We start from the raw sequence: 25,722 nt of genomic DNA, 5'->3' as shown, positions 1-25,722 counted from the left end.
TAAAAAAGAAGGGAGCCCCCCTTCTTTTTTACGCATTTGCCTTATTTTCTTTTCGTTTTTTACGTATATCTATTTTTGTCAAAATAGATACGATTAAAGCTATGACGAAAAATCCAGCGAAGTAAAGTAAGCTGCTTTCATAACTTCCTGTCGTATCTTTCATCCATGCAGCAAAAATCGGTCCAACTAAGCCTGCTGCTGCCCATGCTGTCAGAAGAAATCCGTGGATTGCTCCTAATTCTTTTGTACCAAACAGGTCGCCGATAAATGCAGGAAGTGTAGAAAACCCGCCACCATAACAAGTATAGATAACTGCAAGGAAAATTACGAATAATGCAGTTACAGTTGTCCATGGCAGGAGAATGAATAATGCTATTTGCAGAATAAAGAAAATCAAGTACGTATTTCCTCTTCCAATATAGTCAGAAAGACTTGCCCAACCAATTCTGCCCCCTCCATTGAAGATGCCCATGACACCGACAAGGGTAGCGGCAGCCGCTGTACTCATTCCAACACTTTCAACTGCTAAAGGTTTTGCTGCGGAAATAACCGCAATTCCACAAGTTACGTTGATGAACAACATGATCCACAAATAATAAAAACGCTTCGTTTTGAGTGCTTCTTTCGCACTTAGGTAAGCAAGGTCTTTTTTGTTACCTTCTCCTGTTTCACCTTCAAATCCTTCCGGTTTCCACCCCTCGGGCGGACGCTCAATATACAAAGAGGATAAGATCATGATAATGAAGTAACTGACACCTAAAATATAAAAGGTCATCGCAATACCAACAGCGTTAATTAAAAAATCCATTACCGGGCTTGCTATCGCAGCAGCAAAACCGAAGCCCATGATTGCCATACCAGTTGCCAAACCGCGTCGATCCGGAAACCATTTAACTAAGGTCGATACCGGAGCAATATACCCGACGCCGAGGCCTACTCCACCTAATACTCCATAAAAGATATATAGCAGCCATAGTGACCCCATCTGGACGGCAAAACCAGAACCAGCTACCCCAATTCCAAAAAAGATAGCAGCCGTAATTCCAGCTACCCGAGGTCCATACTTTTCAACAAACCACCCTAAAAACGCTGCAGATAAGCCTAAAAATAAGATCGCGAGACTAAAGGTGAACTGAACTTGACTGGATGACCAGCCAAACTTGTCTCCTAAAGGTGTAGTGAAGTTACTCCATGCATAAACGGATCCAATCGAAATATGGATTCCAACTGCACACAAAGCAATTAACCAACGGTTCTTTACCTTTTGATCTGACATAAAACCCCTCCGTCATAATTTCAGAAATATGGTTTAGACGATTAATATTGCCATTTCCCTTATTCGCTTTCATAAAACTTAAAATTCACAAAAATTTCATAGTTAGAGAAATGAACTTAGGGTTATCTTTCCCTATATTTTTTTGGATATAAAAAAAAGACGCAATTGATGCGTCAATTTTTTACGTAATTTTACAATTTGGATTATTTCCCCGGAAATAATGACGACCTTCCTCATTTATTGACAGCATAATGAGACCATTCCGGCGGGAAAAGTTTTAAATATTTACTGGTAAGGAAACGATCATCCACTAACAAGATGCTGCCGTGGTCCTCCTCCGATCGGATCAATCTCCCGCCAGCTTGAAGCACTTTATTCATGCCGGGATAAACATAAGCATAATCATAGCCGTTTTTACCTTTTTCATCGAAATAATTTTTAATTAAATCACGTTCAATACTTCTAGGGGCCAGACCTATCCCAACTATTGCCACTCCGTTCAAACGATCTCCCCGTAAATCCACCCCTTCGGAAAACACTCCACCCAGCACAGCAAAGCCAACAAGCTTCTGGTTTTCTCCTTCTTGAAAACTACTTAGAAAGTCATCACGTTCTTGCTCCGTCATCCCTTGGCTTTGGATAATCGATCGGAATTTCCTACCTTGCTTATTCAGTTTTAACCACTCTGAATAAACAAGTTCCATATAATGATAGGAAGGAAAGAAAAATAAATGGTTTCCTTTTACTCTTTCTACCATTTCATATAAACTATCTGCCAGCTGTATACTGTTCTTTTCCCGATCTTTATACCTTGTCGACAACGGCTGGACAGTTATGTCTACCTGGTTATAGTCATACGGGGATCCTAATTGCAAGATATAATCTCTTTTTTTTCCGCCCAGCATATCTTTGTAATACGGAAAAGGAGATAATGTAGCAGAAAAAAACACAGAAGCCCCATATTGTTTACTGACCTCGTTGAGCAAATAAGAAGGATCGACACAAAACAAATGGAGGTCTGCTTTGTTTTTTTCAATACTGCCATAGATGACATAATGATCATCTACTAACTGGAGAATCTTCAGGAAGTTTTGTGCTTCAAAATAGGTTTCCAGCAACAAATCGTTTTGTTCTCTCTCCGGTTCCTCTTTTAATTCCTGTTCCGCTTTTGCTACAAAATGATCGATCGCTTCTTCCATCATCCCCGGGACTTCCTCTAACAGAAAGTTCTCTTCTTTTTTATGATCGGCAAGCAAGGTATCAAAAGCAGTCTCGACATAACCAATCGCTTCCGAAAGCTCTCCACTTGCATAAAGCTCCTTCAGATCATAAAATGCACCACTGGCCAGGTCAGAGGAAAACATCCCCCGGGATCTTTCGACAAGATTGTGTGCTTCATCTACAAGTAATGCTGTTTGCTGCCTGTCTTCGTTTACCATCCTTTTCAAGGAAACCCTTGGGTCGAAAATATAATTGTAATCTCCAATAACTACATCGGCGATATAAGCAAGATCGAGTGAAAATTCAAACGGACAAACGCGGTGTTTTCTTGCATATTCCTCGATTACTCCTCGAGTCATCTGTGTTTCATTCCTTAAAATATCAAGGATGGCCCCATTTACTCTGTCATAATACCCATCTGCAAATTCACAGTATTCTGGTTGACAGATTGTTTCTTCCTGAAAGCATATTTTATCCTTGGCCGTCAGTGTAACCGACCTGAGTCGAAGTCCATTTTCTTCCATTAACGCTAACGCTTCTTCAGCTGTCATCCTTGTTATTGTTTTCGCAGTAAGATAAAAAAGACGTTCTGTCTCCGTATCGCCCATTGCCTTTATGGAAGGAAAAAGGGTGGAAATCGTTTTTCCGATACCCGTCGGAGCCTGTCCGAATAAATTCCTTTCTTCTTTAATTGTTTTGTATACTGCCCCCGCCAACTTACGCTGGCCAGGCCGATACGTGGAGAATGGAAATTTTAGGTCAGAGATACTTTGATGCTTCTCTTCCCTGATATGGGCAAGAATCCGAGCATAGGAAGTGTAAGCAGCAATGGTTTCATCCATAAAGACAGAAAGTTCATCAAAAGAGTAGGTTTTTATGAATCGCTTCTTTTCTTTGGTATTTTTTTGCACATAAGTCAACTGGACTTTTATTTCTTCAAGTTGATGATCGAGTGCATAGATATACGCATACCCCTTAGCCTGGGCCCAATACACCGGAAAGCTGTCTATCGTCAATTCTTCGAGTGGCATGGATGTTGACTTAATTTCATCGATTATCACACTTGTTTCAGTTTTCAACAAACCGTCACAACGGCCATGAACAATGATTGTCATACCCTCTTTTTGAAATTCTGTCTTTAAAAAGACCTCTTTTTCGTCTTGATCTTTATACTCTCGCTGGATGTGCTGATGAATGAGCGTCCCTTCCATAAGTGAACTATTCGACCGAAAACGGTTATCGATATTACCTCCACGATAGACATATTCGACTAAGGAACGGACAGATATTTTCATCTCTTTCATGATATATTCCCCTTCAATTATCATTAAATCCATTGGCCACGGACAATTTGTCATCACTAAAACCGAAACATGTATAATAAACGTTTGTCTGTTAGAATATTAGTGTAATAAGGAAACAAAATAATTTCCACAAACCAGCGGGAAAGCATATAATAGTAAAACAGACGATACAGGTGTGATACTGTGAAAAACAAAACATTTTTTCTTATAATCACGGCCATCATTCTAGTGACAGGTCTTTTTATTATAGCAATTTCACAAGAACAGCCTGCTACTAACAATGATACGGATCAAACGAACCAAGAGCAAGCAGACGATACCACTGAGTCTGAGAAGAGAGAAGAAACTCCTGAGTACGACGATGCATCCGAGAAAGAAGACAAGACACTTGGAGAAGATATAAAAGAGTCGTTTACAGATGCGCTTGAAAATGCAGTAGGCTTGTTTCTTAAAAAAGATTTGAAAATAGTGGCAATAGGAGATTCACTAACCCAAGGGGTCGGTGATGGCACTGAGAAAGGTGGCTATGTCGGCATTCTGGAAGAAAACCTACGGAATGAAGAGCTGAACCCTAACCTTAGGATAGAGAATTACGGAAAGCGCGGAAATCGTACTGATCAGCTGATTAAACGTATGCAAAAGGAGGAAATCTCCACTTCTTTGGAAGATGCGGACATTGTTTTAATCACGATTGGCGCCAATGACGTCATGAAAGTTATTAAAGATAATTTTCAAAATTTAGATTATCAAGATTTTGTAGAAGTCCAAGATCAATATAAACAAAATTTAGAGGAAATATTTCAAATGATACTAGAGAAAAACCAGGATGCAAGTATTTATCACTTAGGTCTTTTCAACCCGTTTGAAGGATATTTCACTAACATTCCTGAAATGGGACAAATCATGAGCGATTGGAATCAAATAGGAATTGAAGTGTCGGAAGATTACGACGCAGTTACATTTATTCCTATTGAAGACCTTTTTACGAACCCGGAGGAAACGTTGTTGTGGGAAGATCATTTCCACCCGAATAAAAAAGGCTATAAACTTATCGCCGAGCGCGTGTTAGAATATATAAGACCAGATATTGAGCAGAATCAATAACCCGGTTGGAATTCATAATTTATCAGGTGGAATGATATGAAATTTCTAGACTTTAAAAATAAATGGAAAGTTTTATTCTTGGCACTCGCAGCTCTGAACATTGGTATTATTATATGGATTTTAGCATTAATTTTTTTACCTACTTCTTATACAATCGTTAATGTAGATGACCAAAAGAAAACGGAAGAAGCTGAATTCACGATTGTATCGACCAAAGAGAACCTTGAACAGCTCGTCAATGAGTTTTTAAGCCAGCTCCCCAGTGATGATGACTTGAACTACTCCGTATCATTAGAGCGTAATGTCGAATTGAAAGGGAATATCAAAGCATTCGACCAAAAAATACCACTAAAAATGAACTTTGAACCTATTGTTCAAGAAAACGGAGATGTCGTTCTCCAACAAGAGGGAATATCACTCGGAAAGCTGCCACTTCCTAATAAGAAAGTATTGGAGTATGTAAATAAGAGCTTTGATCTTCCTGAATGGGTTATTATAAACCCAAATGAGGAAACTATCTATGTAGCAGTCACCGAGATGAAACCTGCCAGCAACTTCGACCTCCGTGTAGATCGTTTTAATCTGAAGACAAACCAACTCGCATTTAAAATCAGAGTTCCGAACCACAGCTTCCGATTCGCAAAGGAATTCGCAAAGGAAAATTTTTGAACTCAATAAATCCCCTGTTTTATGCTAACAGGGGATTTATTTCATTCGTATTCATATAAATTTCTTGGTACGTGTTTTAAAAAAGGACTCATTTCTCCTATATAACAAATATCTAACTCATGCATAGCCCTTGTGCATGCGGTATAAAACAGTTTCCGTTCACTTTCCTGGCGATAAGTGGAGACAGATGCGTCGGGAACAATAACAGAATCGAATTCAATCCCTTTAGCCAAATAGACCGGCAGAACCATTAAGCCTTTTTCAAAAGGCTGTGATTCTTTATAGATGAAACGAAGAGAAAATTCACCTTCTAAACTTGATACAATCTCCTGACATTCCTCTTTAGTCTTGCCGAGGATTGCGATGGTTTCCTGTCCTTCCTTCTGTCTTTCCTCAATCACCTTTTTCAATTGGTCTATCTGCTCTCTTCTTTTGTGCAGCCCATAAAGACGCGGAAGCCGTCCGTCTCGATTAAAAGCCTCGATTTCATGGCCACCAGGAATAAGTCTGCTCGTAAAGTGGACGATAGGCTTTGTGGAACGATAACTGCGCATCAGCTGTATGCGCTTCACATTCTTATAACCACCTGCTGCTTCAAGTATGGTTGGAGCCTCTCCCACATTGGCCAATATCGCCTGGTTATAGTCCCCCAACAGAGTGAAGTGCGCATTTGGAAAGAGCTGCTGGATGAATTCAAATTGAAAAGGAGAGTAATCCTGTGCTTCATCGATGAATACATATTGGATTACTGGATTAATTTTTCTTCCTTCTATTTGATCCTGCAAGTATAAATACGGCGTAATATCTTCTGCTGGAAGCGTTTTTGATTGAATTGCAGAAATCGTATCTTCCCCTATCTCTTTCCAGTTATCTGGATAATCCACTGGTAAATCCTGTTCGAATAACCCTCGATATAACTTTTTCATGTGAATAAACTTCAAATTTTTTATTTTATTACGTAATGGCCGAAGACTTCGCTCGACGATCATTTTCGCCAACATCTGCTCTTCCCGTTGATAATCATCAAAGGTTTCTTCATTGAAACGTTGATTCTTTTGCAACTCTTTGAAGGCGTCCAAATAATCTTTTTTATCCATGAAAGTAGCTTCTTCCACCGGCCAATCTTTCGTCAATTCTTCGTTAGCTAAATCGTCGACCTTCGCTAACAGCCAATCCATCACCAGCTCTATTTTATTAGGAATCGACATGTTTGTATTTAACTTATAAAAGTATTCGGAAATCTCTGTTCTACTGACTACCAGCTCACCTCGGAACTTGATATTGCGGAACCTCATGCCCTGTATTGCGAGTTTAGTGACATATTGGTCTATCATCTGCTTGAAGGCCAGGTCAGCCTTATAATGAATACCATCAATCCTGGCATCATAGTTCTTTTCAGTCTGCGATGATAACAGATATTCCAACTGATCAAATGGAGATTCCAGTGTATATTCATCATCCAGCCGTTGTGCGGCGTATTCCTGAAATGTATTTTGCCGCATGTTTTCTTCTCCAAGCTCAGGTAAAACAGAAGCCACATAACTAATGAACATTTGGTTTGGCGAGAACAGCAAAACCTGATCAGCCCGGATTGTCTTGCGGTAACGGTATAGTAAATAGGCAATACGCTGCATGGCAGCAGAAGTTTTCCCGCTTCCGGCCACCCCCTGTACAACAAGCATGTCATTCTTTTCATAACGGATGATTTGGTTTTGTTCCTTTTGTATTGTTGCCACGATGCTTTTCATTTGAGAGGTAGCATTCCCGCCAAGTACCTGCTGGAGAAGTTCATCACCTATCGTCAAACCCGTATCAAACATACCCGTAATTTTACCATTTCTAATTAAGAACTGGCGTTTTAGTTCCATCTCACCTTTCATCTTGCCTTCAGGGGTTTCGTATTGTGCGGGCCCAGGAGAGTAATCATAATACATACTGGCAATAGGAGCGCGCCAATCATAGATGAGGAAGTCATCCTCTTCCTTATCCATTAGAGAGCCAATACCGATATACACCGTTTCTTTCTGACCACCTTGCTCGGTAAAATCAATCCGGCCAAAATAAGGTGAGTCTGCCAGGCGGCTGTATAGTTTGATCGACTTATAGAATTGCCCGTGGCTTCGCTCTCGTTCGGATAAAAGCTCTGCTTGCTGCTTTATACTGGCATAAGTCTCAATCACTTCGTCCGGTTCATCGATATTGACGGTGACATCGTCCCAGAAGTTTTTCCTTAAATCAATGATGTTTTCTTTGAGTTGCCCGGTGTTTTCTTCAAGCGATTGTCTTTTTGCCTGAATAAGCTCGATAATCTCTTTGACACGCGCTTGTTCCTGTTTCCAAATACGGGTGTTTTTCTCCATTGGCCTCACTCCCCATCTTTTCTATCTATTCCTATTGACAATGATTGATTGATGTAGTAAAATTATAATTGGATAAATTTATAATTTTACAAAACCAGAATAGACGTTTCTTATTTTACTATACGTTGAAAGAAGAAACAATATGAAAAGGGCACTTTTGTGCCCTTTTTTATATGAGCCTGTTAATCCCTATTACCTTAGTAGGTATTAGAGCTTAGGATATGTTAAAATCTTTATATATACAGATGTAAAGGAAGTGACGGTATGAAAGTTGTAAATAATATGGCAGAATTGATCGGAGATACACCACTAGTCAAGCTGAATCGTCTTTCCCCGGAAAATGGGGCAGATATTTACTTGAAACTTGAAATGTTCAATCCTAGCGGAAGTGTGAAAGACCGTGCTGCTTATAATATGATTATTGAAGCTGAAAAAGCAGGTCACTTGAAAGAAGGATCCGTCATCATTGAACCGACAAGCGGAAATACTGGAATAGGTCTGGCTATGAATGCTGCGGCAAGAGGCTACCGTGCAATTCTGGTCATGCCGGATACCATGACACAGGAACGAATCAATTTGTTAAAAGCTTACGGTGCGGAAATCGTGCTGACGCCAGGAGCTGATAAAATGCCTGGTGCCATTGAAAAAGCAAAAGAATTAGTAGCTGAAACTCCGGGTGGATTCATGCCGATGCAATTTGAAAATGAAGCCAATCCTGATGCCCATCGTCACACTACAGCTACAGAAATTATCAAAGCGATGGAAGAGTTAGGCAAACCATTATCTGCATTTGTGTCCACAGCTGGTACTGGTGGAACGATTACAGGAACAGGAGAAGAACTAAAAAAACATTTCACCGATATGACCATTCATGTAGCAGAACCAGCAGGCTCCCCTGTATTATCAGGCGGAAAGCCAGGCAAGCATAAACTCGTGGGCACCAGCCCTGGTTTCATTCCAAGCATTTTGAACCAGGAAATCTATGATGAAATTTTTAAGATCGAAGATGACGATGCTTATGATATCACCCGTCGGTTAGCACGAGAAGAAGGAATTCTCGTTGGAACTTCCGCGGGTGCAGCCTGCTATGCAGCTATCCAGGTCGCAAAACAGAAGGACCCCGGTGAAGTGATCGTCGCCATCGCTCCAGATACAGGTGAACGTTACCTATCCGGTGATTTATTTCGTATTTGATAAGCAAGCAGCCCGATTCATTGCATTAATGAACCGGGCTGCTCTTTTCATATTAACGTTACATCTTTTCCTAGACAAAATAGTGTAATACTAGATATCCTCTTCAATGACTAGCCACCAGCACCTTCTACATACGATAAAGATCACGAAAACGCAAATGCCATCCTAAGTGATAGGACAGTACCCTTAACAGGATTATCGCAAAGAACAACAGGTACATTTCAAAAGTATCGTCGGTATCCACCCATCCGAGACCAATCACTACCCCGGCAAAAAGTGCCCATACAGCATAGATTTCCTGGTGCAGGACCATCGGTTTCCGTTGGGCTAAAACATCCCTCGTCATCCCCCCGCCAACTCCTGTCAAAATAGCTGCAAAAATTATTCCGCCGAGTGGGAATCCCGCATCAATGGCAAAGGCAGCTCCCTGTATAGCAAAAGCAGACAAACCGATAGCATCCAGATAGATGTTCCAGCGATCCCAAAACATCACCCAGTTCTTAGGGAAAAAGTAAACGATAGCTATCGTCGATATAGCTATATAAAATAAATATCCCTGCTCCCACACATGGACTACCGGCACGTCTAAAGCGATATTCCTGATGATGCCGCCTGCAAAAGGAGTGGCGATCCCCAACATGAAAGTGCCAAATATATCGTATCGTTCGCTTAAAGCAACAATTGCTCCGCTAAAAGCAAAAGCAGCCACAGCAAAAATATTAAGTAATTCCCAAGCCATTATAAATTTCTCCTTGTAATTAACTATACTTTATATTATCAGGATTGGCTGTGGACCACCAATGATTATTATATTTCTTTTACACCAATACAGTCCTGTAATAGAACTTTCCTATAAAGATTTCTGATGATTCCAGGAAGAAGTGAATTTCCAAACCAGCACTAGGAATATTAAACTATCGTTTAGCAGAATTTATATAAAAATATCCTGATAGCTAAAATCACCTTATACCTATCTTTTTTCCTGCTTTTCTATTAGTGTTGCAATTTGCCACAAGGAAATCTGATAATTATGCAGAATTACTATCTATAGAAGTATGGCTACAGTGAGGAAGCGGTTAAATGAGAACATGGCTGATCAAGCTCAGAAAAGAAAACATGTACACCCAGCAGGAAGTAGCATCAAAGGTTCATATCGACCGAGCTTACTACGCTCAAATCGAAAATGGGACACGCAATCCAAGTATATTCGTCGCTAAACAAATTGCAGATTTCTTTCATATTCATCCGTCTGTTTTTTTTACAGAACATATTAGTGACCCTTTTCAAACCGCCTTGCTGAGCTCTCCAGTAGTACTGGCCCATTGCGGAACAGATTTACGTTATACCTGGGTCTTCAATGCCCCCACTCGTTACAGTGAAAATTCCCTACTGGGGAAACGGGATGATGAACTGGATTCCAGTGAGGGGACAGTCGCCCTAATGGATATGAAACGTAAAGTAATCAAGGAAGGGAAGCCCCTCCGAAGGACCATACGTTTTCCCTTACCGGAAGGCAGTATCATCTACGACATTTTCGCCCAGCCTATATATGATGAAGAAGGAAATATTACGGGCGCTGCCACTTGTGCCACAAAGCTTTCCTGATTTTTGAAAGGAGTACCTTTGCATGGAAAACCTATCCTATGAAATGTTAATTCAAGCTTATCGCGCTGCACTCAAACTCAATGTCGACGATGAGTTTATAGAGCTCTTGAAACAAGAAATGAGGCGCCGGGAAAGGCAGCGGGATAATACTCCGGGTTTCCGTACTACACGATAATCCCAGCCCAGCATGTACTCCCTTCTGCATTACAATAAAAAAGGACGCAGATCGTCTACGCCCTTCTTACAGTATTCCCATATTTGTTCACCGATTCAAACGTTCCTTCACCCAGTTGATCAAACCACCCATCAGGATGAACTCTAACTGGCGAGGTGAAAGTGCATGCTCCACTTTTATTGATTTATCTTTCCCTTTCACTTTTACTTCAAATTGATTGCTTTCTCCAAGCTTCTCCCTTAATTCCTCAAATTGAAGGACATCTCCTTGTTCTAACTCCTTCCAATCTGACTCATCGACAAATGTAACCGGCAAAATCCCGAAGTTCGCCAGATTCTGCCAGTGGATTCTGGCAAAGTCCTTAACAAGTGCGACCTTTAGTCCAAGATATCGGGGAGCTATTGCGGCGTGTTCACGACTGGATCCTTGCCCATAGTTTTGTCCGCCGACAATAGCATGGCCGCCATGATCACGTATTTTCATTGCCCGATCATAATAGGTTTCATCGACAATTTCAAAACAAAACTTACTGATTTCCGGGAGGTTGCTTCGGTATGGCAGCACTCTTGCTCCTCCTGCCAGGATTTCATCGGTTGATATGTCGTCACCCATTTTCAGCAATACAGGAAGTTCTAAATGTTCTGGAAGTCCTTCCATCTTTGGAATGGTAGCTATATTTGGCCCCTTCACCAACTCTACCTGCTTCGCTTCTTCTTCCGGTAAAGGCTCTTGCAATAAATCGACGTCTACTGTTGGATTTTCTGGTTCTTTGACTAGGGGGTAATCCATATCAAGTGTACGCGGATCTGTGATTACTCCTGTAAGCGCAGATGCAGCAGCCGTCTCGGGGCTGACAAGAAATACACGATCCTCTTTGGTACCGGACCTGCCAGGGAAGTTACGCGGTGTAGTCCGTAAACTGTTCCTGCCGGTCGCCGGGGCCTGCCCCATCCCGATACAACCATTACAGCCTGCTTGATGCAAGCGTCCGCCTGCTTGAATGAAGTTAGCAATATGACCTTCTTTGGAGAGATCCAGCAGCATTTGTCTGGAAGTAGGATTTAAATCAAAAGAAACATTTTCTGCTACTTTTTGACCTTCTAGCATTTTGGACGCAATTGCAAAATCACGGTAACCAGGGTTGGCAGATGAACCGATATAAGACTGATAGATCGGTTCACCGGCTACTTCACGCACAGGAACAACATTTCCCGGACTTGTCGGTTTGGCGATCATTGGCTCCAATTCTGAGAGATTGATTTCTTCTTCCAAATCATACGTGGCATCTTCATCCGCTTTAAGTTCTATCCATTCCTCTTCTCTATGTTCCTGTTTCATGAACCGCTTCGTTTCTTCATCCGATGGAAAAATGGTACCTGTCGCCCCAAGTTCTGCTCCCATATTTGCAATAACATGGCGATCCATCGCAGATAGGTTTTTGATCCCTGGCCCATAATATTCAAAGACATGATTGGCTGCCGCTTTCACGCCATGTCTTCGAAGCATTTCCAGGATGACATCCTTGGCACTGACCCAATCCGGTAATTCTCCGGTCACTTTTACGCCCCACACTTTGGGCATTTTCACATAAAAAGGTTCCCCTGCAATCGCCATCGCTACATCAATTCCGCCGGCGCCTATTGCCAGCATACCCATACAGCCATTGGCACATGTGTGGCTGTCGGATCCTAACAGCGTCTTGCCCGGTTTTGCCAGACGCTGCATGTGGACAGGATGGCTGACACCATTCCCCGGTTTACTGTAATAAAGTCCGAACCGCTTAGCAGCACTTTGCAAAAACAAATGGTCATCAGGATTCTTGCTGTCTTCTTGAATCAAGTTATGATCGACATACTGGGCAGAAGCTTCTGTCTTGGCTCTGTCGATTCCCATCGCTTCCAATTCCAGCATAACCATTGTGCCGGTAGCATCCTGGGTGAGGGTCTGGTCGATTTTTAAACCGATTTCTTCACCTGGAGTCATTTCACCTTCTGCGAGGTGATCTTTAATCAGCTTTTGAGCTACATTCAAGCCCATTTTATTCCTCCTTTATCAGACTCTATAAGCATTCCTATTCGATGCAAAATTAGCCTATATTTTCCCTTACCCTAGAGAGAAGATTAGTATGCAACATATTCACTATAAAAAAACACACCCCCACTAGCTGCGGGTGTAACATCGGTAGTTCCATTTATTTTTCTCTTACTACTGGTAAATCTTCTTTAGTCCAAGCGGCATATCCGCCTTCAAGGTTCTTCACATCTTTAAAACCGTGCTTTTGCAATACACTGGTTGCTATTGCAGAACGAGCCCCAGATAAGCAATGAACGACTGGTGTTTTGCCTTCTGGAATTTTGTCTAGGTTATCCGGAAGCGTTCCAACAAAGATATGCTCGGCATCTTCCAAGTGACCTTCATTCCACTCGGATTCTTCACGCACATCGAGAGTTACATAGTCATCATCTTGCTGATATTTTTCGTGAAGTTCTTTTGGTGTGATGTTTTCATAAGTTTCCAGGTTAGGCTGTTTAGAAACTTCATCTGCTTTCACGTATGCTACTGCACGGTCAAGACCGATGGATTGCAGGGTCAGGTTGATGTCGTACGTGTCTTCTTCATCTGCAATTAATACGATGTCTTTATCATAATCCATCATCCAGCCTGCCCAGTTGGCAAAGGACTTGTTAAATGGAATATTAATAGTTTCTTCAAGATGCCCTTTTGCAAAGATCTGTTTCGGACGTGTATCCAGTATAATGGCACCATTCTTCTTATAGTCTTCCAATTTATCAATAGAAATTTGTTCTAAATCTTTATCTTCCAGGAAGTCTGGTCCTTCTTTGTTGATTTTTTTCATCATTGCGAAATATTTAGGTGGTTCTGGCTGACCGCTTAGAAGATTTTTCACAAACTCATCTTCATTTTCCTGTTTGACAGCCCAGTTATTGATTTTTTCATAACCTACGGTTGAAGTTGGTACAGCACCTAGCGATTTGCCGCAGGCACTTCCTGCTCCGTGGCCTGGCCAAAGCTGGGCATGATCCGGCAGCTCTTTAAATTTTTTCAAGGAATCAAACATTTGATGGGCACCTTTTTCCGATGTGCCTTCTTCTCCAGCTGCTTTTTCAAGTAAATCAGGACGTCCCACATCTCCGACAAATACGAAGTCTCCTGTGAAAACACCCATTGGTACTTCAGATCCGCCACCTTCATCTGTCAATACGAAAGAGAGACTCTCTGGGGTATGACCTGGAGTGTGCATAACATCAAAACGAACCTTACCGATATAAAATTTATCTCCATCATTCAACAACTCATGGTCGACATCATCCAGATATTGATATTTCCAGTCTCCACCACCTTCGTTAGATAGATAAAGTTTTGCGTTTGTACGCTTTGATAACTCGCGCGCACCGGAAACGAAGTCAGCATGGATGTGCGTTTCTGTTGTTGCTGTGATGTTGAATCCTTCTGCTTCAGCAGTTTCCAGATACGGTGTAATATCACGAGCCGGATCGACGACTAGAGCTTCGCCCGTGGCCTGACAGCCGATTAAATAGGACATTTGTGCAAGATTTTCATCGAAAAAATATTTGAAATACATGAAATACCTCCGTTTTTCATTGTATATACATTATATACCCTATAAGGTATATAGGTAAACCCTGAAGCTAAATCTAAAAATGACTTCTAATATACCCATATCCGTTTATGTATCATTTAAACCTAAAGGTTTACTGTAAAAAAACCGCCATATGAACTTACCCCACTTGTCTGTTCTAACGACAAAGGTGCAGTTCATAGGCGGCTATCAGTCATTTTCATTATAGTAGGCAATTAAGGTATCCAAGGGTTTTAATTCTTTCAATGGCGACAAAATAAACCGGTTATTTTCTTCGTTGACTTCTATAGCGTCAATCTCATCGTAGGATAAGCCTTGCAGGCTATGTTCCATACCTAACTTTATTTCATTCATCATACCAAGAACACTTCGGTCGTGTGTTTTGGTATAAACGATTTCCTGACCGGCTTCCAGGAAATCATCGATGATGACTTGATCGACCTTAAGTAATCTTAGCAACTCTCTTAACGAGCCCATAATGACTTGATCCATATTTTTGAATTGTTCCTGTTTTAAGCCGAATAACGTCAGGTTCAAACCCGTCTCATCATTCATCAATAATATACATTTTCTCCGCTGGATAGTAAAAAAGTTCATATGCCATTGATAAATTCTCGGCCCATCCACAGCATCCGCAGGTTGGACTTCTTTCTTTAATTCTTTGGCCATTTTAGCTGTAACTCCTATTTGCATCATCGCTGCACTCACCTACTTCTATAAAATCGGTCTCTCGTCTTTTTTTATCATAAGGGATAAACTGATTCAATCCAAGCAAACCGCTGCTGGATTAATGAATCGTATTCAATTATAGGGCCGTAAAGTCGAAGACTTGATTTCGAGATATTGGAGGAGATTAGGGTCGTTGGGGGAAGGATTCGCTTTCCGCGGGGAAGACGCAAGCCTCCTCGAGCTAAAGCTCTGCGGGGTCTTGCCAGTCTATCCTTTCCCGCAGGAGTCTTACCCTTCCCCCACGACCCTTGCCGCATAAGGTTATCGAAATCGCCCTTGAATGTCCTAACCTATTTTTTTGAGAAAAATCCAGTAATAATGTGGGATTAATCGTATTTTCTTCTTCAAAAGCATATCATTCTTGGCAGCCAGTTTCGAGATACTAAACTTTGTATGGTGGTTGGGAAAACGGTGAGACTCCTCGGAAATGCTACGCATTTTCTTCGTGCGGTGTTTATTCAAGAAGCTTATTCAAAGTCCTATGGGAGTAGAGTACATGGTGAGATCCCGCAGGGCTTTAGCCCGAGGAAGCTCACCGTACACCCACGGAAAGCGAGTGATTTCCCGGACCTCCAAACGCTCACCACCATAACGGAAACAGTTTCTCTCGAAACTGAGTCTTCAACAAAATGGAGCTTTAATCAAAACGGAGATTTAACAAAGTTTAAAAAAATAAACACTTCCAAAAGAAGCTGCTTCATTCGCTCCTTATGGAAGTGTTCTTCCATGCGTTTTCTCTTAAAGAAAAAATTTAGGGTTATTTACTGCGCCGGGCAAAATCCACAAACCTGAATTTATCAGGACGGTGCCTGGATTCGGTAAATTGAAAGAGTGTCGTATCTTCCAAATAGACTGAACTGCGGATGACGACCATTTGGTCGTGATTTTCTACATCCAGCAATTCCTTATCTTCTTCTGAAACCGGCTCGACGACGATTTCTTTTTTGGCATAGCTGATGGACAGTCCCAGTTTATTTTCAATATATTCATACAACGAATCTTCACAAATGGTTTTGGTCAACCCTGGGACAATATCTTGTCGAATGTAGTCCTTATCCAGGATGACCTTTTCTCCATCAATTTCTCTTGATCGTACGACTCGCCAGATAGGAACTTTTCCAGGATTATCCAGAAGCTCGTCTAACTTCGTGTCAGGTTCCAACAAATACAGCTCATGCACCTTTGTCCGGATTTGCTGGCCGGATTGATGCGTCAATTCCTTAAAGCTTGTCAGCCCAGAAACAGGAAACTCATATTTATCACTGTCCAAAACTATCGAACCTTTCCCTCTCACCTTTTGGATATATCCGTTTTGCGCTAACAGATGAAGGGCTTTACGGATCGTTTCTCTGGAGGTGTCATAACGCTCGCAAAGCTCATGCTCGGACGGCAGCCGTTCTCCAGCCCGGAAGCTGCGGTCCCGGATGGACATTACGAGCTCATTATAGATATCTAAATATTTCTTTTTCATAGAATCACCATTACCATTTTAACATTAGTGGATGTGATAAACGACGGACTCATATGGACGCAATCCTAAACCATCGTAGATATCCTTGTCTGAATCGTCATAATTGCTGATCAGGATATCCACTCGCTTCCCTTTGAGGTCGAACTTTTCCGGCATTTTAAACCGTGTCGCCAATCCGTAAAAATTATTGACGACAAGAAGGGTTTCATCCTTCCATTTGCGTACGAAAGCAAAAATTTGTTCATTGTCCTGCACAATCCATTCGTAATCCCCATGTGTAATAATATCAAAATCTTTTCGAAGCTGAATCAATTGTTGGTAGTGATAGAACAAGGAGTCTTTCTGTTCCATCGCTTTTTCAGCATTGACCGTTTTATAGTTGTTCGCCACTTCAATCCATGGCGACTGATCAGAAAATCCGGCATTCTCACTGGCGTCCCATTGGACAGGAGTACGTGAGTTATCACGGGACTTTTGTTTCAAAATCTCGATGATTTCGTCCTCTGTCACCCCTTCTTTTTTCAGAATTTCATATATATTAAGGGATTCAACATCACGATACTGGTCAATCGATTCGAAGTAAGGGTTGGTCATTCCAAACTCTTCCCCTTGATAGACGTAAGGCGTCCCTTGCATCATGTGAATCGTCGTTGCCAGCATTTTTCCCGATTTTACTGGATAGTTGACATCATCGCCAAACCGTGAAAGTACGCGAGGCTGGTCATGGTTGCACCAGAACAAAGCGTTCCATCCTTTACCGACGTTCATTTCTTTTTGCCAGGTAGAAAGGATTTTTTTCAATTCATAAAAGTCGAAGTCTGCCACTGTCCACTTTTCACCGTTCGGGTAATCCACTTTTAAATGATGGAAATTGAACGTCATGCTAAGCTCTTTCCGCTCCGGACGTGTATAAAGGATGCAATGGTCGATGGTTGTAGAAGACATTTCACCGACAGTAAGCAGGTCATACTTGCCAAATACTTCCCGATTCATCTCCTGCATGTACTCATGAACACGCGGGCCATCGGTATAATATTTACGGCCATCCCCGGGAGCGACACTGCCATCATCATCCGGAAAAGCCTGATTTTTAGAGATAAGATTAATAACGTCCAAACGGAAGCCATCGACGCCTTTCTCTGCCCAAAAACTCATCATTTCGTAGATATTCTTACGAACTTGTTCATTTTCCCAGTTCAAATCGGCCTGGGTGACATCGAATAGATGCAGGTAGTATTGGTCAGTCTGGTCGTCATACTGCCAGGCAGACCCCCCGAATTTGGATTTCCAATTGTTCGGGGGTCCGCCGTCTTTGCCATCTTTCCAAATGTAATAATCACGATAAGGATTATCCTTCGATTGCTTCGCCTGCTGGAACCATTCATGATCAGTCGACGTATGGTTTACGACAATATCCATGATCAGTTTCATTCCGCGTTCATGAACACCGGCAATCAGTTCGTCGAAGTCTTTCATCGTACCGTATTCCGGATGAATATCGTAATAGTCACTGATATCATAGCCGTTATCCCGCTGCGGAGATTTATAAGGAGGGGTCAGCCACAGGACATCGACCCCCAGGTTTTTCAAGTAATCCAATTTTTCAATGATGCCTTGCAAATCACCTACACCATTGCCTGTCGTATCATTAAAGCTTTTCGGGTAGATTTGGTAAACTACTGCTTTTTTCCACCACGCTTGATTCATTTAAAAACACCACCAACCTATATTGTACTCAACCATTAACAATCCCCTCTACGTTTCGCCCAAATGTAAGTGATCGCTGCAGGCAGGATGATAACGATAGCCATTCCAATGAAGAAAGGAAGCCATTTTCCGGCACTTATTGACAAGAAGCCAGGGATCCCGCCGACACCAATGGAAGTAGCTGTTACACCGGCTACTGTAATATACATACCCGCGATACCAGAAGAGATCAGGGCAGCGACAAACGGATATTTAAAACGGAGGTTGACCCCGAACAATGCCGGCTCGGTGATGCCGAGATAGGCAGAAATACCGGATGTGGAAGCCAGACCTTTCAGCTTTTCATCTTTTGTTGCAAGCATCATCGCAAATGCCGCCGAACCTTGAGCGATATTCGACAAGGCAAGCATCGGCCACAAGAAAGTTGTCCCTGTACTTCCGACAAGCTGGATATCTACTGCCAGGAATGTATGGTGCATACCTGTTACAACTAACAGACCATACAAACCACCGTAAATCAAACCGCCTAATGCAGCAAATTGATCGAAGATCGATACTAATCCGTCAGTAAGCAGGTTACCGACAAAGAACATGGCAGGACCTATGAATAGGAAAGTCAAAAAACCAGTTACCAACAACGTTATAGGAGCTACCAGTAACAATTGTAAAGAATCCGGTACACGTTCACGGAGCCAAACTTCTGATTTGGCTAATACCCAGGAAGCTAATAAGACCGGCAGCACTTGACCTTGATAACCTATTTTTTCAATCTCCAGTCCGAATAAATTCCATGTCGGAATATTGCCTTCTTTTAAAGCATTACCATAATCCCAAGCGTTCATCAGGTCAGGATGGACTAAAATAAGACCGAGGACAATACCAAATAATGGACTGCCTCCAAACTTTTTCACTGCCGACCAGCCGATCAGACCTGGCAGGAATACGAAAGCTGTATTGGCAATCAGGTTGATCATTTCAGCAATGCCGGACCATTGAGGATAGACATCGATTAATGATTTACCTTTATAAAAAATATCCGGGCCGGCAAGAATATTGTTCAGACCCATCAACAGACCAGCTGTAACGATCGCTGGCAGGATCGGGATGAATATGTCTGCAAGTACCTTAATGGCTTTTTGAAGCGGATTCATTTTTTCCGAAGATGCCGCCTTGACATCTTCCTTCGTCTGTTCACCGATACCTGTGATAGAAATCAATTCCTGATAAACTTTATCGACAGTGCCCTGTCCAATTACAATTTGAAATTGTCCGTTTGTTGAAAAAGAACCTTTAACTGACTCGATGTTGTTCAGTTTTTCTTGATCGACTTTGCTTTCATCATTCAAGGCTAAACGCAAGCGCGTGACACAATGGGTAGCGGCATTGATGTTTTCTTCTCCGCCAATGGCTTCTAAAATCTGTTTCGCCTGATTATTCAAATCCATGATGGTTTCCTCCCGTATAGGTTAGTTGGCCTTTGGCTTGATCTGCATGATTTCCGTAGAACCAGCTTCCACATTACCCTGATTATAGAAATCAAGGGAATATTCATCGCTGTTTGTGATAATCACCGGGGTAACTGTGCTTGATGCTTTTTCCTCTATCTTTGCAAGATCAAAAGTCACCAGAGTCTGTCCTGTCTTCACTTTATCCCCTTGCTTTACAGAAGCTTCGAATCCTTCCCCGTTCATGCCAACTGTTTCCAGGCCGATATGAACCAATACTTCGACACCGGCTTTGTTCTTCAGCCCGATTGCATGTTTCGTCGGGAATAATTGGACGATTTCTCCATCAAATGGTGCTACCGCTTTTCCTTCGGATGGTTGGATAGCAAGACCCTCACCCATCATTTTTTGTGAAAAGGTCGGGTCCGGCACCTCAGTCAGATCAACTACTTTTCCTGTGACAGGCGCTGTCAGAATTGTCTCTTTATTGTCTTTGCCAAAAAGTTTTTTAAACATAGTAAGTCTCCCTCCTAATCAGTTTCTACCAATCGTCATGACATGTATATACAAGTTATGAACCAATTATAATTTGTATATACATGTTTTGCAAGCGTTAACAATCATTTTTTATTGACTCTTTTAAATCGTAGTGTTTTTACAGTTAAGCTCCCGTTTGCTGAAGACTCCGTTTCGCGATGGTGGGGTCCGTGAGCCTGTGAGGAATGGGATGGTCTGGGGGCAAAGGCTTCTTGCAAAATTATAATAGGGCGGTTTACGCAAGTATGATTTCGAGAATTTCCCATAGCCAAGGGGCGAGAGGGGGGGACGGGGAGACTCCTCGAAAATGTATCCACATTTTCTTCGTGCGTGGGTTAAGTCAGGATGAATATTCAATGTCCTACGGAAAAAGAGTTCCAGGTGAGACATCACAGAGCGTCAGCTCAAGGAGGCTCAGCGGACACGTGGAATGCGACTCGTTCCCCTAGGCTCCTTTCTCCCGACCAATATCTCGAAAACAAGTCTTCGACTTTTCGGTCCTATAGGTGAATAAGCCTGTTAGAAAAAAATCGCCATTAACGCTTTACAGAGTCTTTTGTTAATAAAAAGCAAACAAAAAGCTGCTCTTGAAAAGTGAAGTATCCACCAAACAAGAGCAGCTTCTATTTTACTTATCATATACTATAATCTTCATTTTTCTTATCTGTAATAAACATATGCCCCGGAGCATGGGTGAGCATCAATTCTGGCTTCATATGCATGGCGACTGCCTGAGGGGTAACCCCACAGGCCCAGAAAACCGGAATTTCTCCGTTTTCGATCGTTACAGGATCACCAAAATCCGGACGGGATAGATCAGCAATCCCAATTGCTTCCGGGTCCCCGACATGGATTGGGGCTCCATGTACGGAAGGAAAACGACTCGTGACCTGGACAGCTTTAGGTATGTCGGCTGCTTTCACCGGACGCATACTTACAACCATAGGGCCTGAAAACCGGCCTGCAGGCACACATTGGATATTGGTCCTGTACATGGGAACATTCTTTTTTTCTTCCATATGTCGAAGCGGAATACCATGCTCTAACAATGCTTGTTCAAAGGTGAAGCTGCACCCGAGTAGAAATCCAACCATTTTTTCATCCCATCGCTCTGTTATATCATCCAGCTCCTCTGTCAGCTGGCCATTACGATAAACCCGGTAACCAGGGAGATCGATCCGAAGATCTGAATCTGGTGCAACCAAACGCGGCACAGGAGAACCAGGCTCTGTCACATCTAAAAACGGGACAGGGCTTCGGGTTGCGTTGACAAAACAACAAAAACTCAAACGCCATTGTTTCCGGCAGGACAACCAGGTTCCCCTGAATATACCCAGGAGCCAGACCGGAAGTCGACCCTGTCCAATATTGGGTACGAATTTTTTCCCGTGCTTCCTTTGGACTCCATTTTTCCGGTCTTTCCATTTGCGACTCCCCCTATATGTTATTCAAATAATTGCGGAATACCTTCAATTAGCGTGATGAAGCCCATATAGGTCATGACAATGACGATCAAGGCTCCGAATATAGTCATCCAAACGGGGTGCTTATAATCACCGACGATGCTCTTTTTATGGGCAGCTATAATCATGACCCCCAACGCAAGCGGCAAAATTAATCCATTCAGGGAACCAACTAAAATTAAGATGCTGACCGGACGCCCAACAGAGACAAATACTAAGGTAGAAATAGCTATGAATCCGACAATATACCATTTATGGTGCTTCTCAATTGATTTACTGAATGATCGGATGAAGGACACCGACGTATAAGCTGCTCCTACAACAGAAGTAACAGCTGCCGCCCAGATAACCACACCAAATATTTTATAACCTATGGTACCCGCTGCCGACTGGAATACAGTGGCGGCTGGATTCCCTGGATCCAATTGTATGCCTTGAGCGACCACTCCCAGCGCAGCCAAAAACAAAAAGACGCGCATGATAGAAGCGAAGCCGATCGCTGAGACCGCACTACGATTGACATATTCTAACGACTCCTTACCCTTGACTCCTGCTTCCAGCAGCCGGTGTCCACCGGCAAAAGTGATATAGCCACCGACAGTCCCACCGACAAGTGTTACAATTGCAAGAAAGTCTATCGTATCAGGGGCAATCGTCTTTACAACCGCTTCTCCCAGCGGAGGAGTTGCAGTGAACATGACATAGACCGTCAACCCGATCATAAGAAAACCCAGCATCTGTGCGAAGCGGTCCATCACCTTACCTGCTTCTCGTACGAGGAATACCCCGATAGCAACCAGGCCGCTGAAGAGTGCCCCCATTTCTGGTGAAATCCCGAACAGGACGTTGGTACCTAATCCTGCACCGGCGATATTACCAATATTAAAGGCGAGACCGCCTGCCACAATCAGGGCGGACAAAGCAAAACCAAGTCCCGGGAGGAGCTTGTTCGCTATGTCCTGGGCAGGTTTTTCTGAGATAGCGATAATCCGCCAAATGTTCAACTGGGCTCCGATATCAATGATTATCGAGACCAGGATAACAAAGCCAAAGCTAGCTGCTAATTGCTCTGTAAAATGTGTTGTTTGTGTCAGAAATCCAGGTCCAATGGCAGAAGTCGCCATCAAAAACGCTGCTCCCAAAAGCAGTCGTCTTCTTGATTTTTTGTCCATAAGTTCCACTCCTTGCTGTTATTTCAGTAGATCTTTGATTTTAGCCGTTTCAATGCCGGATTCTTTCAATGCTTGATTGATATATTTCGCAAAATCCAGAGCGTTTGCTCCGTCACCGTGGATGCAAATGGTATCTGCCTGCACATCGATATCTTTCCCTTGTACTGTGTGAACCTTCTTTTCTTTTACCATCCGAATCACCTGGGAGACCGCTTCCTCGTAGTCAGTAAGTAAGGCGTTTATTTCTTTCCTCGAAGTCAGGGAACCATCTTCTTGATAGGTCCGGTCGGAAAAGACTTCACTGGCTGTACGAAGACCTGCTTTCTTACCCGCCTTCACCAATTCACTGCCTGCCAATCCAAATAAGATGAGATCGGAGTCTACTTTAAAAACGGCTTCGGCAATCGCTTCCGATAAGTCCTGACGCTTAGCTGCCATATTATATAATGCACCATGTGGTTTGACATGCTGCATCTTTCCACCTTCGGATTGAACAAATCCGTTCAATGCTCCGATTTGATAGATGACAAGTTCATATGCTTCCTCTGGAGAGATGTCGATGTTCCGCCTGCCAAATCCCATCAGGTCAGGTAAACCGGGATGCGCCCCGATGCCTACCCCTTTTTCCACGGCCATCGCTACCGTCTTTCTCATTGTTGTGAAGTCTCCCGCATGGAACCCGCATGCCACGTTAGCTGAAGTGATATAGTCAAGAATCTCTTCATCACGCCCTTTTTGATAGGTTCCAAAGCTCTCTCCCATATCACAATTTAAATCTACAACCGCCATATCAAACCCTCCTAATTGAATTTCAGTCGTATTCCTTGAGCCAGCTGCTGGATACTACGCTCTCTTTCTAAATAAAGTTGTTGTGCTTCGTCATGGGATACTTCCTGAAAACGGACTTTCTCTCCAGGTTTCATTTGCGCCATCAGTGGTATGTCGACCGAGGCAATTTGTCCGATTTTCGGATACCCACCCGTTGTCTGCCTGTCAGCAAGCAGGATGATTGGTTGTCCATTCGGCGGTACTTGAACCGTACCTAAAGCTACCGCTTCTGAAATCATATCCTCCTCTTTTTCTAAATATAATCCCGGGCCATCCAGGCGATAGCCCATACGGTCAGACTTACCGCCGACTTTAAACACCTCATGAAAAAAGGCTTCCCTGCTTTCCCTTTTAAATAAATGGTATTGTCTCCCCTTCATGACTCGTACCGACTGCTCTTCCTGAAATGCCGGGATGAATTCAGAAGCTACATACCAATCCATACTGATAAAATTTCGACCTTCGGATTCCTTTCTTAATGAAGCCAATATCTTCTTAGCCACACCGGAAGCTTCCTCCACTGGTAGTTCATCATTCTCCTGCACAGCTCTTCCATGAAATCCACCGAGACCGGCACGGAGATATGTCGACTTGCTCCCCATGATTTCCGGAACATCAAAGCCGCCTGCCACAGCTAAGTAAACCCGAGATCCCTCTTTGGCTTGTCCAAACCGGAGTATACTGCCTTTTTTCACAAAAACAGGGCGCCACAGCTTGACCGGATCATCATCAATCGATGCCGAAAGGTCCCCTCCGCAAAGGGAGACCAACGTATCATTTTCAAATCTTAAACTGGGACCTGCCAATGTCACTTCCATGGTAGGCACGTCCTCCTGGTTGCCTACCAGCAAATTAGCAATCCGATGAGCTACAGGATCCATAACACCGCTGGCAATGACCCCTTGCTTTTGAAAACCGGTCCTGCCGAGGTCCTGCAGACTGGTCAGAAGGCCTGGCTTTAAAACCTTTATCATACTTCACCCTCCTTGTAAGCGTCATATTCCTGTCGGGTAATCGCTTTAAAGACGACTTTATCTCCGGCTTGTAATAAAGAGGGATTTACTTGGTCTGGCTGAAACAAAGGCAATGGGGTACGCCCGATTAATTGCCAGCCGCCAGGAGTCTCAATCGGATAGACACCAGTCTGGCTGCCTGCGATACCGACAGAACCTGCTGGAATTTGAAGTCTGGGTTCTTCTTTCCTTGGAGTCGCTATCTTTTTCGTCATGCCTCCGATATAAGGAAAGCCTGGTGCAAAGCCGATCATATAAACAAGATAATCTCCCTGCGTATGATGCTCAATAACTTGCTTTTCTGTCAGACCATTATGTTCAGCGACGAAGGAGAGGTCTGGACCTAAGTCTCCTCCATAACAGACAGGAATTTCTACGACTCGTGCTTGTGCAGACTGCCTTTCTTTCAGCGTGGCAAGGTTTCTATCAAGCTCTTCAACTACCAGCTCATATGGCAGCCGGGATTCTGTTTTTCCCAAGTAATCCAGCACTTTCATAGGATCATAAAATACAGCTATTGTTGAAAAAGCAGGAATATATTCAGTCATCCATTCCCACGGATTTTCTTCAAAATAAATGGCTGTGCTTTTCACTCGCTCGTGCGTATTTTCATCTATCGTTTTTCCAAACTCAATAATGACCGCCTGATCACCCAGCGGGTATACTTTATAATCCAAACGATGGCCTCCTTTGCAGCCCATACTTTTTTGGTTCGTATATTTTTCATAAAATTCTATATTCATAAATGGTAAACGAACTAGAATTTCAATTCAATCTAATTTTCTGATATTTTTTAATGGATATATTCCCCATCTCCAATACAAATA

At 42.7% G+C, this 25,722-nt stretch carries 21 protein-coding genes; 5 read left to right on the top strand and 16 right to left on the bottom strand.

Going from position 1 to position 25,722, the window contains the following annotated elements; translation table 11 throughout:
• Positions 1 to 28: 28 nt before the first annotated feature.
• Complete coding sequence (locus tag BLV00_RS04050) at positions 29 to 1,276, bottom strand: L-lactate MFS transporter (protein WP_093042653.1); 1,248 nt, start codon at positions 1,274 to 1,276, stop codon at positions 29 to 31.
• Between the two features lie 233 nt (positions 1,277 to 1,509).
• Positions 1,510 to 3,801 carry an ATP-dependent DNA helicase gene (locus BLV00_RS04045; RefSeq protein WP_245728799.1) on the bottom strand — a complete coding sequence of 764 codons (2,292 nt, stop codon included), beginning with the start codon at positions 3,799 to 3,801 and terminating at the stop codon, positions 1,510 to 1,512.
• A gap of 183 nt (positions 3,802 to 3,984) precedes the next feature.
• Here BLV00_RS04045 and BLV00_RS04040 point away from each other — a divergent pair, with 183 nt between their 5' ends.
• Together BLV00_RS04040 and BLV00_RS04035 are read left to right on the top strand one after the other, a co-directional pair.
• Positions 3,985 to 4,905, top strand: coding sequence for an SGNH/GDSL hydrolase family protein (locus tag BLV00_RS04040; RefSeq protein ID WP_093042651.1), 921 nt, complete (start codon positions 3,985 to 3,987; stop codon positions 4,903 to 4,905).
• Between the two features lie 36 nt (positions 4,906 to 4,941).
• Entirely contained in the window at positions 4,942 to 5,574 is a 633-nt protein-coding gene (locus tag BLV00_RS04035; protein ID WP_093042649.1) for a YpmS family protein, read from the top strand.
• Positions 5,575 to 5,615: 41 nt separating this feature from the next.
• Here the strand turns inward: BLV00_RS04035 and helD are convergent, their stop codons facing one another.
• Positions 5,616 to 7,934 carry an RNA polymerase recycling motor HelD gene (gene helD / locus BLV00_RS04030; protein ID WP_093042647.1) on the bottom strand — a complete coding sequence of 773 codons (2,319 nt, stop codon included), beginning with the start codon at positions 7,932 to 7,934 and terminating at the stop codon, positions 5,616 to 5,618.
• Between the two features lie 264 nt (positions 7,935 to 8,198).
• On the opposite strand from helD, the gene cysK reads away from it, so the two are divergent.
• Complete coding sequence (gene cysK / locus BLV00_RS04025) at positions 8,199 to 9,128, top strand: cysteine synthase A (protein WP_093042645.1); 930 nt, start codon at positions 8,199 to 8,201, stop codon at positions 9,126 to 9,128.
• Positions 9,129 to 9,255: 127 nt separating this feature from the next.
• Here cysK and BLV00_RS04020 read toward each other — a convergent pair whose 3' ends face one another.
• The gene (locus BLV00_RS04020) at positions 9,256 to 9,867 is read right to left on the bottom strand and encodes a trimeric intracellular cation channel family protein (RefSeq protein ID WP_093042643.1); all 612 of its coding nucleotides are present in this window, start codon (positions 9,865 to 9,867) and stop codon (positions 9,256 to 9,258) included.
• Between the two features lie 341 nt (positions 9,868 to 10,208).
• Between BLV00_RS04020 and BLV00_RS04015 the strand changes: the two genes are divergently transcribed.
• Both BLV00_RS04015 and sda read left to right on the top strand, forming a co-directional pair.
• Positions 10,209 to 10,733, top strand: coding sequence for a helix-turn-helix domain-containing protein (locus tag BLV00_RS04015; RefSeq protein WP_093042641.1), 525 nt, complete (start codon positions 10,209 to 10,211; stop codon positions 10,731 to 10,733).
• Between the two features lie 22 nt (positions 10,734 to 10,755).
• On the top strand, positions 10,756 to 10,908 hold the full coding sequence (gene sda, locus BLV00_RS22480; RefSeq protein ID WP_093042639.1) for a sporulation histidine kinase inhibitor Sda: 153 nt from the start codon (positions 10,756 to 10,758) through the stop codon (positions 10,906 to 10,908).
• Positions 10,909 to 10,995: 87 nt separating this feature from the next.
• On the opposite strand, the gene BLV00_RS04005 is transcribed toward sda, so the two are convergent.
• The 12 genes from BLV00_RS04005 to pxpB all read right to left on the bottom strand — a co-directional run bounded on the left by BLV00_RS04005 (position 10,996) and on the right by pxpB (position 25,572).
• Positions 10,996 to 12,945 (bottom strand): aconitate hydratase, encoded by a 1,950-nt coding sequence (locus BLV00_RS04005; RefSeq protein WP_093042637.1) that lies wholly within the window; start codon positions 12,943 to 12,945, stop codon positions 10,996 to 10,998.
• A 154-nt stretch (positions 12,946 to 13,099) separates the two neighbouring features.
• The gene (locus tag BLV00_RS04000; RefSeq protein WP_093042635.1) at positions 13,100 to 14,512 is read right to left on the bottom strand and encodes an MBL fold metallo-hydrolase; all 1,413 of its coding nucleotides are present in this window, start codon (positions 14,510 to 14,512) and stop codon (positions 13,100 to 13,102) included.
• A 207-nt stretch (positions 14,513 to 14,719) separates the two neighbouring features.
• A complete protein-coding gene (locus BLV00_RS03995) occupies positions 14,720 to 15,238 on the bottom strand; it encodes a DUF6933 domain-containing protein (protein WP_176791313.1) in 519 nt (172 codons plus the stop codon).
• A 778-nt stretch (positions 15,239 to 16,016) separates the two neighbouring features.
• A complete protein-coding gene (gene treR, locus BLV00_RS03990) occupies positions 16,017 to 16,730 on the bottom strand; it encodes a trehalose operon repressor (RefSeq protein WP_093042631.1) in 714 nt (237 codons plus the stop codon).
• A gap of 24 nt (positions 16,731 to 16,754) precedes the next feature.
• Positions 16,755 to 18,437, bottom strand: coding sequence for an alpha,alpha-phosphotrehalase (treC, locus tag BLV00_RS03985; protein WP_093042629.1), 1,683 nt, complete (start codon positions 18,435 to 18,437; stop codon positions 16,755 to 16,757).
• A 35-nt stretch (positions 18,438 to 18,472) separates the two neighbouring features.
• Positions 18,473 to 19,882: a PTS system trehalose-specific EIIBC component gene (treP, locus tag BLV00_RS03980; RefSeq protein ID WP_245728798.1), complete on the bottom strand. Its 1,410-nt coding sequence runs from the start codon at positions 19,880 to 19,882 to the stop codon at positions 18,473 to 18,475.
• 21 nt (positions 19,883 to 19,903) lie between these two features.
• Entirely contained in the window at positions 19,904 to 20,398 is a 495-nt protein-coding gene (locus BLV00_RS03975) for a PTS sugar transporter subunit IIA (RefSeq protein ID WP_093042625.1), read from the bottom strand.
• 656 nt (positions 20,399 to 21,054) lie between these two features.
• Complete coding sequence (locus BLV00_RS03970) at positions 21,055 to 21,708, bottom strand: putative hydro-lyase (RefSeq protein WP_245728807.1); 654 nt, start codon at positions 21,706 to 21,708, stop codon at positions 21,055 to 21,057.
• Positions 21,709 to 21,863: 155 nt separating this feature from the next.
• On the bottom strand, positions 21,864 to 23,054 hold the full coding sequence (locus BLV00_RS03965) for an NRAMP family divalent metal transporter (protein ID WP_093042623.1): 1,191 nt from the start codon (positions 23,052 to 23,054) through the stop codon (positions 21,864 to 21,866).
• Between the two features lie 18 nt (positions 23,055 to 23,072).
• Positions 23,073 to 23,843, bottom strand: coding sequence for a LamB/YcsF family protein (locus BLV00_RS03960; protein WP_093042621.1), 771 nt, complete (start codon positions 23,841 to 23,843; stop codon positions 23,073 to 23,075).
• Positions 23,844 to 23,854: 11 nt separating this feature from the next.
• Positions 23,855 to 24,856 (bottom strand): 5-oxoprolinase subunit C family protein, encoded by a 1,002-nt coding sequence (locus BLV00_RS03955; RefSeq protein ID WP_093042619.1) that lies wholly within the window; start codon positions 24,854 to 24,856, stop codon positions 23,855 to 23,857.
• On the bottom strand, positions 24,853 to 25,572 hold the full coding sequence (gene pxpB / locus BLV00_RS03950; protein ID WP_093042617.1) for a 5-oxoprolinase subunit PxpB: 720 nt from the start codon (positions 25,570 to 25,572) through the stop codon (positions 24,853 to 24,855). Before pxpB ends, BLV00_RS03955 begins: the two co-directional genes overlap by 4 nt.
• Positions 25,573 to 25,722: the final 150 nt, after the last annotated feature.

Origin of the sequence: Thalassobacillus cyri, from assembly GCF_900107755.1 — a bacterium.
In the GTDB taxonomy this organism is placed as follows: domain Bacteria; phylum Bacillota; class Bacilli; order Bacillales; family Halobacillaceae; genus Thalassobacillus; species Thalassobacillus cyri.
The sequence above is the reverse complement of the archived record's forward strand: the minus strand, read 5'-3'. Positions and strand labels throughout refer to the sequence as shown.